The sequence below is a fragment of the Burkholderia reimsis genome (assembly GCF_003294055.1).
Lineage (GTDB): Bacteria > Pseudomonadota > Gammaproteobacteria > Burkholderiales > Burkholderiaceae > Burkholderia > Burkholderia cepacia.
Genome location: NZ_QMFZ01000009.1, coordinates 210011 through 226550, shown reverse-complemented (window position 1 = coordinate 226550; position 16540 = coordinate 210011). Strand labels below are relative to the sequence as shown.

Annotated in this window: 11 protein-coding genes; 7 read left to right on the top strand and 4 right to left on the bottom strand. The window is 68.7% G+C overall.

Going from position 1 to position 16540, the window contains the following annotated elements; translation table 11 throughout:
* Positions 1-102 precede the first annotated feature (102 nt).
* A complete protein-coding gene (locus tag DPV79_RS13940; protein ID WP_113045656.1) occupies positions 103-2934 on the bottom strand; it encodes a heavy metal translocating P-type ATPase in 2832 nt (943 codons plus the stop codon).
* Positions 2935-3117: 183 nt separating this feature from the next.
* Entirely contained in the window at positions 3118-3444 is a 327-nt protein-coding gene (locus tag DPV79_RS13935; protein WP_060220056.1) for a type II toxin-antitoxin system HicB family antitoxin, read from the bottom strand.
* Positions 3445-3883: 439 nt separating this feature from the next.
* Between DPV79_RS13935 and DPV79_RS13925 the strand changes: the two genes are divergently transcribed.
* The gene (locus DPV79_RS13925) at positions 3884-5320 is read left to right on the top strand and encodes a DUF1254 domain-containing protein (protein WP_113045654.1); all 1437 of its coding nucleotides are present in this window, start codon (positions 3884-3886) and stop codon (positions 5318-5320) included.
* A 147-nt stretch (positions 5321-5467) separates the two neighbouring features.
* On the top strand, positions 5468-9250 hold the full coding sequence (locus DPV79_RS13920) for a DUF748 domain-containing protein (RefSeq protein WP_113045653.1): 3783 nt from the start codon (positions 5468-5470) through the stop codon (positions 9248-9250).
* Positions 9251-9309: 59 nt separating this feature from the next.
* Here the strand turns inward: DPV79_RS13920 and DPV79_RS13915 are convergent, their stop codons facing one another.
* Entirely contained in the window at positions 9310-9534 is a 225-nt protein-coding gene (locus DPV79_RS13915) for a hypothetical protein (RefSeq protein WP_027790361.1), read from the bottom strand.
* Between the two features lie 317 nt (positions 9535-9851).
* On the opposite strand from DPV79_RS13915, the gene DPV79_RS13905 reads away from it, so the two are divergent.
* Complete coding sequence (locus DPV79_RS13905; protein ID WP_425267357.1) at positions 9852-11525, top strand: alkaline phosphatase family protein; 1674 nt, start codon at positions 9852-9854, stop codon at positions 11523-11525.
* An 81-nt stretch (positions 11526-11606) separates the two neighbouring features.
* Here DPV79_RS13905 and DPV79_RS13900 read toward each other — a convergent pair whose 3' ends face one another.
* Positions 11607-12503, bottom strand: a complete 897-nt coding sequence (locus tag DPV79_RS13900; RefSeq protein ID WP_048023562.1) for a LysR substrate-binding domain-containing protein — start codon at positions 12501-12503, stop codon at positions 11607-11609.
* Positions 12504-12665: 162 nt separating this feature from the next.
* Between DPV79_RS13900 and DPV79_RS13895 the strand changes: the two genes are divergently transcribed.
* From DPV79_RS13895 to DPV79_RS13880, 4 genes are read left to right on the top strand one after another with little or no spacing between them, the layout of a single operon-like run.
* Positions 12666-13517 carry an ABC transporter permease gene (locus DPV79_RS13895; RefSeq protein ID WP_060228862.1) on the top strand — a complete coding sequence of 284 codons (852 nt, stop codon included), beginning with the start codon at positions 12666-12668 and terminating at the stop codon, positions 13515-13517.
* A gap of 7 nt (positions 13518-13524) precedes the next feature.
* A complete protein-coding gene (locus DPV79_RS13890) occupies positions 13525-14568 on the top strand; it encodes an ABC transporter ATP-binding protein (protein ID WP_113045651.1) in 1044 nt (347 codons plus the stop codon).
* Between the two features lie 26 nt (positions 14569-14594).
* Complete coding sequence (locus DPV79_RS13885) at positions 14595-15683, top strand: extracellular solute-binding protein (protein ID WP_048023558.1); 1089 nt, start codon at positions 14595-14597, stop codon at positions 15681-15683.
* Positions 15684-15693: 10 nt separating this feature from the next.
* The gene (locus tag DPV79_RS13880; protein WP_048023556.1) at positions 15694-16524 is read left to right on the top strand and encodes an ABC transporter permease; all 831 of its coding nucleotides are present in this window, start codon (positions 15694-15696) and stop codon (positions 16522-16524) included.
* Positions 16525-16540: the final 16 nt, after the last annotated feature.

Genomic DNA, 16540 nt, shown 5'->3' with positions numbered 1-16540 from the left:
CCCAAGCCCCAAGCCCCAAGCAACCGACCCCGACCATCAAACACCGACAGCCGAACGGCCCTTCGACCCTTCGACCGTCCTGCACGCGCCGCCCACACCCGCTCAGTGCGCGCGCCCTTTCCATCTCCGCAGCAGCAACGCATTGGTCACGACGCTGACGCTGGAAAACGCCATCGCCGCGCCCGCGATCACCGGGTTCAGCCAGCCGAGCGCCGCGAGCGGCACGCCGACCAGGTTGTAGACGAACGCCCAGAACAGGTTCTGCTGGATCTTCCGGTACGTGCGCCTGGAGATGTCGATTGCGTCGGCGACGAGCGCCGGGTCGCCGCGCATCAGCGTGATGCCGGCCGTGTGCATCGCGACGTCGGTGCCGGTGGCCATCGCGATGCCGACGTCGGCCGCGGCAAGCGCGGGCGCATCGTTGATCCCGTCGCCGACCATCGCGACGATTCCGCCGTGCGTGCGCTTCAGCTCGGCGACGACGCGCGCCTTGTCGTCGGGCAGCACCTGCGCATGCACCTCGCCGATGCCGAGCGACGCCGCGACGGCTGCCGCGCTGCCACGATTGTCGCCCGTCACGAGCACGCTCGCGACGCCGCGCGCCGACAGTGCCGCGATCGCGTCGCGGGCGCCCGGCTTCACGGTGTCGCCGAAAGCGATCAGCGCGAGCAACGCGCGCGGCGCATCGGCGCGCATCAGCCACGAGATCGTGTTGCCCGCGCGTTCGAGTTCCGCCGCACGGGCGTCGAGCGCGGGCGGCACGTCGATGCCGAGCTCGTCGCGCCAGCGTGTGCTGCCCAGCGCGAGCAACTGGCCGCCGACGCGGGCTTCCACGCCGCGTCCCGCCACCGCGCGCGCATCGGCCGCGCTTGCCGGCGGCACTGCACTGCCGCGCGCGGCAACGTCGGCGTCGTGCGCGGCGACCACGGCGCGAGCGAGCGGATGGTCGCTCTGACGCTGCACCGCCGCCGCGAGCGCGAGCGCTTCGTCATGCGGCACGCCGACGGCTTCGAATGCCGTCACGGACGGCTTGCCTTCAGTCAGCGTGCCGGTCTTGTCGAACGCGATCACGGTGGTGCGCTGCGCGAGTTCGAGCGCCTGCGCATCCTTGATCAGCACGCCGCGCCGCGCCGCGACGCCCGTGCCGGCCATGATCGCGGCGGGCGTCGCGAGGCCGAGCGCGCACGGGCACGCGATGACGAGCACCGCGACCGCGTTGAGAATCGCGGTTTCGGTGCCGGCGCCGGCGATCAGCCAGCCGATCAGCGTCAGCACGGCGATGCCGAGGATGGCGGGCACGAACACCTCGCTCACGCGATCGACGAGCCGCTGGATCGGCGCCTTCTCGGCCTGCGCGGATTCGACGAGGCGGATGATGCGCGCGAGCGTCGTCTCCGCGCCGATCGCGGTGGTTTCGACGACGAGCGCGCCTTCGCCGTTGATCGAGCCGGCCGTGACGGGGTCGCCGTCGTCCTTCGGCACCGGCAGGCTTTCACCGGTGATCAGCGATTCGTCGACGTGCGAGCGGCCCGACACGATCCGGCCGTCGACGGGCACGCGCTCGCCGGGCCGGATGCTGACGCGGGTGCCGACACGCACCTGCGCCAGCGGCACGTCGCGTTCGATGCCGTGCTCGACGACGCGGGCCCGGTCGGGACGCAACGCGTTCAGCGCGCGGATCGCGTCGGTGGTCTGGCGCTTCGCGCGCGATTCGAGCCATTTGCCGAAGCGCACCAGCGTGACGATGACGGCCGACGCCTCGAAATACAGGTGGCCGGAATGACCGGTGCCGCGCAACAGCATCCACAGGCTCAGTCCGTACGCGGCCGACGTGCCGAGCGCGACGAGCAGGTCCATGTTGCCGGTGCGCGCCTTCACCGCGTGCCAGGCCGCGCGATAAAAGCGCGCGCCGAAGCCGAACTGGACGATCGAGGCGAGCACGAGCTGGACCCAGCCGTTCGGCATCAGGTGGATGCCGAACGGCGCGACGAGCATCGGCGCGATCAGGGGCGCGCTCAGCACCGCGGACCAGATCACGAGATCGCGTTCGCGGATCGCTTCGAGGCGCTTGCGTGTTTCGGGGTCCTGTGCGGCGCTGGCCGGTTGTGTGTCGGCGCCGGCCGTGGCGCCGGCTGACGACGCGTCGGCGAGCGACGCGCGATAGCCGGCGGTGGTGACGGCCGCGATCAGCGTGGCGGCGTCGAGGGCGCCGGCGCCGTGCACCGATGCGCGCTCGGTCGCGAGGTTGACCGAAACGCGCGCGACGCCCGGCACGGCGGCCAGCGCTTTTTCGACGCGGCCGACGCAGGACGCGCAGGTCATGCCGTCGATGTCGAGTTCGAGGTCGGCGGGGGCGGTGGAAGCAGCCGGCGGGATGGCCGCGCCAGCAACCGGCGTCGCGCCGTATCCGGCTTGTTTGACGGCTTCGGCGAGCCGGGCGGCGGTAACGTCGGGCGCGGCGTCCACGGTCGCCCGTTCGGTCGCGAGGTTGACCGACGCGCGCGTGACGCCCGGCACCTTCGCCAGCGCTTTCTCGACGCGCGACACGCAGGACGCGCAGGTCATGCCGTCGATATCGAGTTCGATGGTGCTGTTGGCGGGAAGCGGATGGCCGGCTGTCGAAGCGGCTGCGGCCATCGGCGCGGGCGATGCTTCGACAGGATGCGCATGCGCGGCGGCGGCGGCTTCGAGCACCGGTGCGCGTACGGAGGCGCCGTAACCGGCTGCGCCGACCGCCTCGATCAGTCGTGCGGCGTCGACGGTTTCCTGCGCAGTCACCGTCGCTGCGTGCGCGTCGAGGTCGACCGCCGCGTCGACGACGCCCGGCACCGCGGCCAGCGCCCGTTGCACGCGGCCCGTGCAGCCGCCGCAATGCATGCCGTCGACGCTCAGCTCGATCGTATGCAGCGCTGCGGAGGCAAGTGGTTCAGTCATGTCGGATTCCCAAAATGCACGGCTCGTGCCGCGAATGGACCCAGTATCAACGTTCCCATGATGGTAAGGTCAAGCGGCGGCAGCGCATGCCGATGCACACAGGGTGTCACAACGCGGAAAAGCAATCTCCCGGATTCCTGACCGACATCCGGGAGCGGCGCGCCTTTGCGCTCGACTGCGCGATCAGGCGCAGAGCTTGGCGCTCGCGAGACGATTCAGGCTGACGCCCTGCTCGGCGGCCTGGATCACCAGCGCGCGGTGTGCCTGCGGCGGGATGCGAACCTTGAATTCACCGCTGTAGGTGCGGTCGGCGATCGGCTCGGGCACCTTTTCTCCGCTTGCGGTCAAGTCGCGAACGACATCGGCGACTAGCCGGCGAATACCGGCCAGCGCACCTTCCGGCGTTGCGTCGAGCCACGAAAGAGACGGGAATTCCGCGCACAGGCCGACGTGCTCCCCGTCCTCCGGGGACCACGTTACGCGGTACGTAAAGTGGTCTTGAGTCGTGATTTCTGTTCCTTCAGTCGATCGATCGCGTCGAGAACCTGTCGCACCTGATTGTTGAATCGCACGTTCGCGGGCTCGCGCCTCATAAGTTCGAGGATCTTCCATACGCCAGGCATATCGAATGGTGTCATTAGTGACACCATTCGATAATCGACCAACCGGCGAGATTGTTTCGCCGTGAGCGTGTGTCGTGCCGATATCCCCTGTTTTGTTGCAAATCGCCAGAACTATTTCGAATTTGTCGACAATACGGCTAGCGTTCGGCCAGCTATTCGGCATATTAGGGGATGCCCGTAGGCGCTATGATACCGGCCTGACATCAGCGCCCACCGTTACGCAACGTCACGAAACGGTTATCCGGGCACGCTGGGGTGCCTTGCTTTCGCCATTCGCGCGTCGCACAAGGCGTTGACTGAAAAGAACGATATTCGGCCAGTACTCGATGATTGAAAACCAGCAGGAATCAGTTTCTCTGCGGCGCGCGTGCGCGTCGCTGGCCATGGCGGCGTTGCTTGTGGGGTGCGCGTCGCAACCGGATGCCATTCAGCGGAAAACCGGCTGGATGCGTGCGGAAGTCGCCGACTCCTATGTATATGCGTATCCGCTCGTGCTGATGGACGTCGCGAAGGAAGCGGCGACGGGCGGCGACGGCGCGCAGCCGGGGCAGGCGCCGCTCAACACGCTGCGCCACGCGCAGGCGCTGCCGCCCGTCGGCGCGGTCAATCCGCCGCTGCCGGGCGTCGACACGCTCGACTCGACCGGCTGGCTCGACGTCGCCGCCGAACCCGTGATCGTCACGTTGCCCGACACGCGCGGCCGTTACTGGGACGCGCGTGCGCTCGACATGTGGACGAACGTGCTGTGGTCGTCGTCGAGCGTGGCTGCACGCGGCACACGCGGCGGTGTGCGATCGCAAACGATTGCCTTCGCCGCGAAGGATTGGCAGGGCACGCTGCCGAAGGGCGCCGTCCGGATCGACGTCCCGTCGGCCAACGCGTGGCTCGAAGTCCGTCTGCAGACGAGCGGCGGGCGCGACCTGACGAACGTGAAGAAACTGCAGCGCGCGATCCGCGTGGTGCCCCTGTCCGTCTACACGGGTGCGGCGCGCGGCGCGTCGGTGGCGGTCCATGCGGGCAGCGCGCCGTCCGAGGCGGTGGGCGGCGGCACGCCGGCCGAGCAGGTGGCCGCGCTCGACCCGAAGGCGTTCTTCGCGCGTTTCGCGCAGGCGCTGCAGGACAACCCGGCGCCGGCCGACGACGCACACGCGCAGGCGTTGCTCGGCGACATCGGCGTGTCGGCCGGCTACCCGGTGCTGTGGACGGGCGACCGCCTCGCGGCCGCGACGGCCGGCGTCGCCGAGGCGCGCGCGCGGCTCGCGACCCCGCCGTCGAACCTGCTGAACGCGAACGGCTGGAGCTGGATCGGCGATACGGCCGGCAAGTACGGCCAGGACTACACGCTGCGCGCGTACGCGGCCTACACGCAGTTCGGCACCGCGACGCGCGACGACGAAACGCTCGCGGTCGTGCGTGTCGACAGCGACGGCCATCCGCTGAACGGAGCGAACCGCTACGTGCTGCATTTCGCGCCGGGCGCGCTGCCGCCGGTTCGCGCGTTCTGGACGCTCACGCCGTATGCGACGAACGGCGCGCTGCCCGACGTCGGGTCGGCGCGCCGCTCGCTCGGCGATCGCGACCGCCTGCGCCGCAACCACGACGGGTCGATCGACATCGTCGTGTCGGCGTCGCCGGGCGGCACGCATGCGGGCAACTGGCTGCCGGCGCCGCGCGCCGATTTCGCACTCGCGTTGCGCCTGTACGCACCGAAGCCGCAGGCGAGCGACGGATCGTGGATGCCGCCCGTCGTCGTCCGGAAATGAACGGAGGGCCGGCGGCGTTGTCCGACCGGCGGGCGCGGCGGCGCCCGAACCCCGTACTGTTACCACCTGAGCCTATACTTTCGGGATAGCGTGCGCGGCCGACCGGTTCTCCGGTATGGCCGGCATCCCATCCCGAGGCATTCAAGCATGGCAAGCGCAGACAAAGAAACCGTACCCTCGACCCTCCATGCCCTCGGTGGCGTTGCACGCTCGCGCCGCACCCGGCGCATCGGCCTCGGCCTGCTGATCTTCCTCGTTTTATTCGGACTGCTCGGGTTCTTCGCGGCGCCGCCGCTGATCCGCCATATCGCCGAACAGCAGCTGAGCCAGCAGCTCGACCGCCCCGCCACGATCCGGCGCATCGCGCTGAACCCGTACACGCTGAACCTCGAGGCCGACGGCATCCATCTGGGCGACAAGGGTGGGCAGGGCGACTTCATCGACATCGCGAAGCTCGTCGTGCGGCCGTCGTGGTCGTCGCTGTTCCGCGGTGCGCCGATCGTCAATGAAATCCGCCTCGACTCGCCGCAGTTCCATATCGTCCGCTACGATGCGCAGCGCTTCAATTTCACCGACCTGATCGAGAAATTCTCGACGCCGTCGCCCAAACCGGAAAGCAAGCCGACGCAGTTCTCGGTGTCGAACATCCAGGTCAACAACGGCCGGATCGATTTCGACGACCGCCTGCTGAACGAAAAGCACGTCGTCGACAACTGGACGCTCGGCATTCCGTATATTGCGACGCTGGCATCGAAGACCGACATCTTCGTCGAGCCGAAACTGCGCGCGCGCTTCGACGGCAGCCCGATTGCGATCGACGGCAAGACCAAGCCGTTCGCGCAGTCGCGCGAATCGGAAATCGCGCTGAAATTCGACGGCCTCGACGTGCCGAAGCTGATCTCGTATGTGCCCGCGAAGCTGCCGGTGGCCGTGACGAGCGGCCTGCTGAGCAGCGACCTCAAGGTCGATTTCGTGATGAGCGGCGAGACGCCCGCGCTGCGCGTATCGGGCACCGTCGACCTGAACGACGCGAAGGTGACGGACCACGCGTCCGCGCCGCTGTTCGCCGCGCGCGGCGTGCATGTCGCGGCGGCCAGCCTCGAGCCGCTGCGCAACGCGTTGCACTTCGACGAGATTCGGATCGACCAACCGGTGGTCGACCTGTCGCGCGACAAGCAGGGCGTGCTGAACGTCGAGAAGCTCGCCGCGCAGCCGGCAGCCGCATCGAACGCCGCCGAGGGCAAGCCGGCGGCGCCGGGCGCCGCGCCCGCTTCCGCGGCTGCGGCAGCCGCCGCCAGCGGCGCAAAGGTCGAAGCCGTCGCGAAGGCGGCGCCGCCGCTCGACCTGACGATCCGCCATTTCGCGATCGACGGCGGCACGGTCAACGTCGACGACCGCGTGCCGGCAACGCCGACCGCGCTGTCGCTCACGAAGCTTGCCGCGACGCTCGACGGCTTCTCGATGCAGGGCAAGACCCCCGCGAAATACACGCTGTCGACGTCGCTGTCGCGCGGCGGCGACGTGACGGCCGAAGGCACGTTCAATCTCGCGGAGAAGCAGGCCGACAGCAAGCTGACGGTCGCCGCACTCGCGCTGCCGGCGCTGCAGCCGTACCTCGGCGAGGCCACGCGTGCGCGCGTGCTCGACGGCACGCTCGGCGCCACCGTCAATGCGAAGGCCGACTGGGGCAAGACGCCGCTCGCCGCGCAGGTCGCCGACAGCACGGTCAGCCTGAAGTCGCTGAAGATCGCGACGCCCGACGCGAAGGCGCCCGCGATCGTGTTGCCCGACGCGAGCGCGAAGATCGCGAAGGTCGACGTGGCCGCGCGCACCGCGGAGATCGCGAGCGTCGACGCCAGCGGGCTCGCGCTCGACGTGCAGCGCCTGAAGGACGGCAGGATCGACCTCGCGGCACTGGCCGAACCCGCACAGGCGTCGGTGCCGAAGCGCACGGTCGCGCGCAAGGCCGAGGCCGCCGCGCCGTCGTGGCATTACCGGATCGATGCGCTGAACGTGAAGGATTCGTCCGCGAACTTCACCGACCTGTCGACGCCGCGCCCGGTGAAGCTGGCGATCAAGCCGCTGGAACTGTCGGTGCAGAAGATCAGCGACGACATGAGCAAGCCGCTGCCCGTGCAGTTGAAGGCGACACTGAACCGCAAGGGCTCGCTGAACGTGACGGGCGACGTGACCGCGCAGCCGCTGAAGCTCGGCCTGAAGATCGACGGCAACCGCCTCGACGCGGCCGCGTTCGAGCCGTACTTCGGCAGTGCGCTGAACGCGACGATCGCCAGCGCGCTGCTCAACGCGCAGGGCAACCTGACGTTCGCGCAGGTGAAGGACGCCCCGCGCGCGACCTATCGCGGCGACGTCGCGCTCGTCGACGTGCGGATGCTCGACAAGGCGACCTCCGACCCGTTCGCGGGCTGGCGCTCGCTCGCGCTGACGAACCTGAAGGCGAACTACGACGAGAAGGGCACCGACGTCGACGCGGCGCGCGTGACGTTCTCGAACTTCTACGGCCGCGTGCTGCTCGATGCGCAGGGGCGGCTGAACCTGAAGGACGTGGTCGCGAAGGAGACGGGCCCGGCGCAGTCGCTCACGCGCGACGCGAGCAAGGGCGAACCGGTGCCGCTGTCGCCGGGCGTGACGCCGCCGGCTGCCGCCGCGCCGCAGGCGTCCGCGCCGGCCGCCGCGTCGGCGACGGTGGTCGTGAAGGCCGCGCAGCCGCCGCAGAACCCGGTGCGGATGCATTTCGGCGAGTTGCTGCTGCAGAACGGCCGCGTCACCTACACCGACAACTTCATCAAGCCGAACTACACGGCGAACCTGGTCGCGATCAAGGGCACGGTCGGCGCGTTCGGCACGGATTCGACGACGTCCGCGCCGGTCGACGTCGCCGCGAACCTCGCGGGCAACGGGCCGATCTCGATCAAGGGTTCGGTGAACCCGCTGATCGAGAAACCGGCACTCGACCTCACCGCGACTGCACACGACATCGAGCTGACCAACCTGACGCCGTATTCGGCGAAGTACGCGGGCTACCCGATCACGAAGGGCAAGCTCAACGTCGACCTGCATTACGAGCTCGCGAACGATCAGCTGAAGGCGAACAACCACATCTTCATCGACCAGCTCACGTTCGGCGACCATGTGGAGAACGACACGGCGACCAGGCTGCCGGTGAAGCTCGCGATTTCGCTGCTGAAGAACACGCGCGGCCAGATCGACGTGAACCTGCCGGTGTCGGGCTCGCTGTCGAACCCCGAGTTCAGTGTCGGCGGGCTGATCTGGCGCGCGGTGCTGAACCTGATCGCGAAGGCCGTCACGTCGCCGTTCTCGCTGCTCGCGCATGCGTTCGGCAGCGGCGGCGAGGATCTCGGCTACGTCGAATTCGCGCCGGGCTCGTACCAGCTCGACGACGCGCAGCAGAAGAAGCTCGACACCGTCGTGAAGATGCTGACCGAGAAGCCGTCGATCCGCCTCGACCTGATCGGCCGCGTCGACCCGGCGAAGGACACGTCGGGGCTCGGCGACGCGTATGTCGAGCGGCTGGTGCGCCAGCAGAAGCTGAAGGACGTGATCGGGCAGGGCGAGAGCATCGACCCGATGTCGGTGAAGGTCGAGCCGGCCGAGTACAGCAAGTACCTGACGCGCGCGTACAAGGCCGCCGACTTCAAGAAGCCGCGCAACCTGATCGGCCTGCAGAAGACGCTGCCCGATGCCGACATGAAGAAGGCGCTCGCCGAACACGCGCCGGCCGACGACAACGCGCTGCGTGCGCTCGCGCAGCAGCGCGCGCAGGCCGTGCGCCAGTACCTCGACGGCAAGATCGATTCGAGCCGCGTGTTCGTCGTCGCGCCGAAGCTCGATGCGAAGGGCATCGACGACAAGGGCGCGACCACCCGCGTCGATTTCGGCCTGCAGTAAGCAGGCCGTCCGCCGCCGCTGCGCCCGTTCCTCCGTTCGGGCGCGGCGGCGCGCTGCCTTCAGCGCGCGGCGATCGCCGGTTCCTCGCGCTTGCCCAATTCCTTCTTCGCGGCCAGCGGCAGACGTGCGTCGTCCCACTGCGCCAGCCATTCGACTTCCTTCGCGGTGAACACCTGTCCGTAGTTGCGCAACGCGTACTGCAACGCGTCGACGACGTGGTGGCGAATGATTTCGGGGGTGCGTGCATCGTCCAGCACGAACCGGAGGGCTTCCAGGGTCGACATGCTCTTGCTCCGGGTCAGGGAAAACCCTTTATCACACGCCAATAGTCGCGCGCCAAGCCGGAAAAAAAATCGCGCGGCGGGTGACGCCGCGGACGGTTGGCCGATGCACCGCGGCGGTGCTTGCCGGTGAGCGCGCGAGTCCGCGACGTGCGCCGGGCCACGCCGGTTTGCGACCGCATCGTGTCACTTGCGATTGGTTACGTTTGATAGAAAACAGAAAGCCCCGCTTCATGCGAGCGACCCACGGCGCAGCCATATTCTTGCGCGCCTGATGGCAAGTCACGCAGTTCAACGTCAATCGATGAGGTGGGGTGATCATGTCTTTCCTTGGTAAGCAGCGGAAGTGGGTGGGGATGGTGGCGGGCGCGCTGGCGCTCGCGGGCGCCAGCGCGCATGCGGCGCAGCAGGACGGCAACCGTCAGGACGAGGATCGCGGCCACGCGAACCGCGTCGTGAAGCACGTGCTGCTGATCAGCATCGACGGCCTGCACGAGCAGGATCTCGCGCGCTGCATCGGCGCGAACACGTGCCCGAATATCGCGGTGCTCGCGAAGAGCGGCGTGACCTACACGAATGCCTATACGCCCGGCCTGTCGGATTCGTTTCCGGGCCTCGCCGCGCTCGTGACCGGTGGCTCGCCGAAGACGGCCGGCCTGTTCTACGACGTGTCGTACGATCGCAACCTGTACGCGCCGGGCGACACGAGCTGTTCGGGCAAGCAGGGCTGGAACGTCGTGTTCGACGAGACGACCGGCATCGACGCGGAGAACGGCGGCGCGCTGGTTCACCTGAACGGCGGCGGCGCATTCAATCCGCAGGCGATCCCGAACGCGAAGGTCAACGGCAAGTGCGTGCCGGTCTATCCGCACAACTACGTGAAGACCAACACGGTGTTCGAGGCCGTGAAGGCGGGCATCCCGAACGCGACCACCGCGTGGGCCGACAAGCACGCATGGGGCTATGACTGGCTGAACGGGCCGTCGGGCACCGGCGTCGACGATCTCGCGCGCACCGAGATCAACTCGATCGACCCGGCGACGCAGACGGACTACACGGACGTCTATTCGCATACCGCGCAATTCGACAACCTGCACGTGCAGGCGCTGATCAACCAGATCAACGGCCGCGACTCGACGGGCACGAAGCGCGCGCCGGTGCCGACGCTGTTCGGCGCCGATTTCCAGACGCTGAGCGTCGCGCAGAAAGCGGTGGTGACGAAGGGCGGCGGCTACCTGGATGCGAACTTCACGCCGAACGGGCAGGTCGCGAACGCGATCACGTACGTCGACAACGCGATCGGCCATGTCGTCGAGGCGCTGAAGCAGGCGAACCTGTATTCGTCGACGGCCGTGATCGTCACGTCGAAGCATGGCCAGTCGCCGACCGATCACACGAAGCTCGTGAAGAACGGCGACACGCTGACGAAGCTGCTCGAAGCGAGCAACTATCTCGACCCGAACGGCAACTTCGGCCAGAACAACACGAAGACGGGCAACCTGAACGACGGTTCGGGCCTGGTCGGCACGGGCTTCGTGCAGACCGACGACGTCGGCCTGATCTGGCTGCGCGACCGCAACCAGCGCACGGCCGTCGTGCAGACGCTGAAGGCGAACCTGGGCTGCAATGCGCCGGGGATCTGCGCGGATGGCCCGCAGGCGTACATTCTGTACGGCGCGGCGCTCGCCGAGCGGTTCGGCGATCCGGCCAACGGCCGCACGCCGGACATCGTCGTCCAGCCGAATCCGGGCGTGATCTATACGTCGAGCACGAAGAAGGACGAGGAGCACGGCGGCAACGCGCCGGACGACAGCCACCTCGGCCTGCTCGTGTCGTATCCGGGCCTGCATCGCGCGCGCACGGTGACCGACACGGTCGGCACGAAGCAGGTCGCGCCGACGATCCTCGGGCTGCTCGGTGCCGACCCGCGCCTGCTGCATGCGGTGGTGGCCGAGAATACCGGCGTGCTGCCGGGGCTCGGTATCGGTCGCTGATGCAGCGTGCCGGATGCCGCCGTCGGGCGGCGTCCGGCACAGGGCGCGCGCGGCCGTGCGGCGGCGCGCGCCGTTTCCGACCTACGCGCGCGCCGATTCTTCCAGCATCCAGTTCCTGAACCGCCTCAACGCATCGCTCGTGTCGAGACGCTCCGGCGCGTAGCAGAGGTAGTGTCCCTGCGCGTCCACGTCGACCGGCGCGTCGAACGGCTCGACCAGCGTGCCGGCCGCGAGATTGTCGAGAATCAGGAAGCGCGGCACGAGGGCGATCCCGAGCCCGGCCTGTGCGGCCTGGATCAGCACCGAATACTGCTCGAAGCGGGGCCCGGCCAGCGCGTTCATCTGCGACGCGCGGTGACGTTCCGCCCATGCGGACCATGCGATCTCCGCCTGCTCGTGCACGAGGCGCGGTGCGGCCACGACATCGGCGGGCGCGTGCAGCGCATGCCGGTCGGCGAATTCGCGCGAGCAGACCGGCACGAACGTCCGTCCGCCCAGATAGTCGCTTCGCACGCCTTCCCATCCCCCGTCGCCGTAGCGGATCGCCGCGTCGAGCCCGAACGGAAACACGTCGCCGGGCGCGAGATGGCGGCGAAAACTCAGCGTGACATCCGGCGCCGTGGCCAGAAAGCGCGTGAGCCGCGGCAGCAGCCACTTGGTCGTGAACGTCGGCACGCTCGCGATCGTCAGCAGGTCGCTGTTCTCGCGTGCGCTCAGCAGTTCGATCGACGCGTTGCCGATTTCGCGCAACGGCCCGACGACGCGCGCGTGATACACCTGGCCCGCCCGCGTGAGCGCGAGGCCGCGCCCCTCGCGCACGAACAGCTTCACGCCGAACAGTGCCTCGAGGTTCGCAATCTGGCGGCTGACCGCGCTCGGCGTCAGGCCCAGTTCGCGGGCCGCGTAGGAGAAGTTCAGGTACTTCGCGGAAGTGGCGAATGCGTGCAGCTCCGCCACGTTCGGATACAGGTGCTTCATGGCGGGCTGTTCCGTCCTTGCACAGATCGATGCGCGCTTTTTACGTTTTTTTCATGACGATGCCATGTCGAAACCGCACACTGCGCCGGCTTCGACAACGCATGTGGACCACGTCCGGCGGGCGTTGTGCGATGTTTTCCCCGATCGTCAGCGAGTGTGTTCATGCATCCGTCAACCGCCCCGGCATTGGCCGACGGTGTTCCGATTCGTCTTAACAGACCGGCGCATCCGCGTGTCGGCCGCCTGTTGCTGCAGGCGCTGCTCGCGGTGTTCGCGCTCTATCTGCTGCTGCCGATCGCGTTGCTGCTGATCGGCGCCGTGGGCGAATCGTGGACGAACACGTTGCTGCCCACCGGTGTCACCGGGCACTGGTTTGCCGATCTGGCCGCGAACCGGAGCTTCACCCGCGCGTTCGGCACGAGCTTCATCGTCGCGCTGGCGTGCTGTGCGCTCAACGCGGCGATCGGCCTGCCGCTCGCGTACGCGCTGCACCACCGCGCGCAGGCCGGCGGCGGGTTCGCGACGCGCGTCGTGATGCTGATGCCGGTTGCCGTGCCGGCGCTGACACTCGGCTTCGGCTACATCGCGATCTTCAGCGGCGACACGCTGCCGTGGCTCGGCACGTTGCCGCTGATGATCGCGGCGCACGCGGTGCTGACGTTGCCGTATCTGCTGCAGACGCTGCTCGGCGACCTGCGTCACCTCGGCCTCGCGCGGCTCGAGGCCTGCGCGGCGACGCTCGGCGCGACGCCGCTGCGCCAGTTCGTCACGATCGTCCTGCCGAACCTGCGGCACAGCCTGTTTTCCGGCCTCGTGATGGTGGCCGCGCTGTCGATCGGCGAATTCCAGATCTCGAACCTGATCGCCGGCTTTCGCTACCGGAATTATCCGATCGTGTTGCTGCAGGCGTTCTACGGCGCGACAGGGATGGCGTGCGCGGCCACCGTCGTGCTGCTCGTGCTCGCCGTGCTCGCGACGCTCGTCTCCGTCGGCACCGTGCAACGTTTGAAGTGAGTCATCCATGAGTCTCGAATTCGAACACGTCAGCTTCCAGTATCCGGGCGCCCGTCACGGCGTCGACGACGTCACGCTGTCCGCCGCGCAGGGTGAACTGCTCGCGGTGATGGGGCGCAGCGGGTCCGGAAAATCCACGCTGCTGAGGCTCGCGGCCGGGCTGCTCGACGGCTGGCGCGGCCGCATCGCGATCGGCGGCGGCGACGTGGCCGGCGTGCCGGTGTGGCGGCGCGAAGTGGGAATGGTGTTCCAGCACTACGCGCTGTTCCCGAACCTGTCGGTCGTCGACAACGTCGCGTACGGGCTGAAGATGCGCGGCGTGGCGGCCGACCTGCGGCGCCGGCGCGCGCTCGACATGCTCGAGCGCGTCGGGCTGTCGGCCCATGCGACGCGCGGCGTCGCGATGCTGTCCGGCGGCCAGCAGCAGCGCGTCGCGCTTGCTCGGGCGCTCGTGATCGAGCCGAAGCTGCTGCTGCTCGACGAGCCGTTGGCGGCGCTCGATGCGGGCATCCGCCATCAGCTGCGCGACGAGATCCGTGCGCTGCAGCGCGCGTGCGGCGCGACGACGCTGTTCGTCACGCACGACCAGGACGAAGCGCTGAGCATGGCCGACCGCGTCGCGATCGTCGACGGCGGTCGCGTGCTCCAGGCCGGCACGCCGCGCGACCTGTACGAGCGTCCGGCTACCGCGCAGGTCGCGCGTTTCGTCGGGCATTCGACGCTGCTGCGCGGGCGGGTGCTCGCGCACGGCGAAATCGACGTGCGTTTCGCGACGCTGCGCGCGGAAACGGGAGCGTATCGACCGGGCGAGGAAATCGCGGTGCTGGTGCGGCCCGAGCATGTGCAGGCCGATCCGCCGATGCAGAGCACGAATCGCATCGAAGGCCGACGCGGAGAGGTGCGTTATTTCGGCGCGACGCAGCGCTATGACTTCATGCCGGACGGCTCGGCCGACGTGCTGCTGTGCGAGGGGCGCGAGCCCGCCGCGCACAGCATCGCGATCGAACCGCGTCATCTGCTCGTGCTGCCGGCATCGCCGGACGCGCACTGATTTCTTTCGTTCAACGGAGATTCACGATGCTTGCAGGCTCCCCCCTTGTGAAGGCCATGCGCGCCCGCGTGCTGGCGCTGTGCGCGCTCGCGGCGCTCTCTTGCGCGGCGGCGCAGGCCGCGCCGCTGTATCCGGGCGAAGACGCGCTGTACGCGAAGGCGGCCGACGAAGGGCTCGTCGTGTCGTTCGATACCGGCCCCGAGTGGGCGAACTGGAAGGCACTGTTCGCCGAATTCCGCAAGCGCTACCCGAAGGTCGAGATCACATACAACGACATCGGCTCGGCCGCGACCGTCGTTGCGCTCGACAAGTCGCGCCGCCGTCCGCAGGCCGATACCGCGTACTACTTCGCGGCGTCGGCGCTCGATGCCGCGGGCAAGGACGTCGTCGCGCCGTTCCGGCCGGTCAACTTCGACAAGCTGCCGGGCGTGTTCCGCTCGGCGGACGGCCGCTGGTTCGCCGTGCATTCGCTGAACATCGCGTTCCTCGTCAACCGGAAGCTCGTCAAGAACGTGCCGCAGCGCTGGTCCGACCTGCTGAAGCCCGAGTATCGCAACGCGGTGGTCTATCTCGACCCGCGTTCGACCGGGCAGGGCCAGGTCGCGGTGTTCGCGGCCGCGTATGCGAACGGCGGCAGCGTCGACAACCCGAAACCGGGCGCCGACTTTTTCGGCAAGCTGAAGCAGGCCGGCAACGTGCTGCGCGTCGAGGGCACGACGCCGTACGCGAAGTTCGTGAAGGGCGAGATTCCGATCCTGATCGGCTACGAGAACGACGGCCTCAAGGCGAAGTACGCGGACGGCATGGGCGACGCGGCCGACGTGGTGATTCCGCAGGACGGCAGCGTGTCGGCGCCGTATGCGATGAGTCTCGTGAAGAACGGCCCGAACCCGTCCGCCGCGCAGCTCTGGCTCAACCTCGTGATGAGCGACGTCGGGCAGGCGCTGTTCGCGCAAGGCTATGTGCGCCCGGCGGTGCCCGGCACGCCGGTCGCACCGGAGGTCGCGGCGAAGCTGCCGAACGCGCCGCAGGTGCGTCCGCTCGATGTCGCCAAGGCGGCGGGGCGCAAGGCCGAGGTCGACCAGCTCTGGTCGCAGGCCACGCTCGGCCAGTAAGGGGCGCGGGATGCAGGCTTCCTTGACGGAACGCGGCGTACTGCGCCGCTTCGGCGCGCTGCCCGCCGCGGCCTTGCTCGCAGTGTGCTTCGTGCTGCCGCTGGCCGCGCTGGTCGATGCGGCGTGCACGGACGGCGGTCGCGCGTTCGCGGCGGTGTGGCGCGATCCGCTCGTCGTCGATGCGATCGCGCGCTCGCTGATGCTGGCGATCGGCGCCGGCACGCTGTCGGTCGGCGTGGGCGTGCCGGTCGCTTTCGCACTGGCCGGGCAGTCGCCGGCGCGCCGCCACTGGTCGCTCGCGCTGCTCGGCGTGCCGCTCGCGTTTTCCGGGCTGGTGATCGCGTACGGCTTCATCCTCGCATTCGGCCGCGCGGGCTTCGTGACCACGCTGCTGGCTGCGCTGGGTGCCGATCCGACCGTGGTCGGCGGTGCGATCTACACGATGCCGGGGCTCGCGGTCGCGTATGCGTACTACCTGATTCCGCGCGTCGCGCTGATGATCTACCCGGCGCTCGCGAATCTCGACCGGCGGCCGCTCGAGGCGGCACTGACGCTCGGCGCGCGGCCGTGGCGCGCGTGGCTCGACGTCGCGTGGCGCGAACTGTGGCCGTCGGTCGCGTCCGCGTGGTGCCTCGTCACCGCGATCGCGCTCGGCACCTACGGCACGGCGCTTGCGCTGGCCGGTACGCAGATCAATATCCTGCCGCTGCTGATGTATCTGAAGCTGTCGGACGGGCAAACCGATTTCTCGCAGGCGGCCGTGCTGTCGATCGTGCTGACGGCCATCTGTACCTGCGTTCTGGCACTGGGGGAAGGTCTTGTTCGCCAACGACGTCATTGAATCCGCGTGGTCCGGG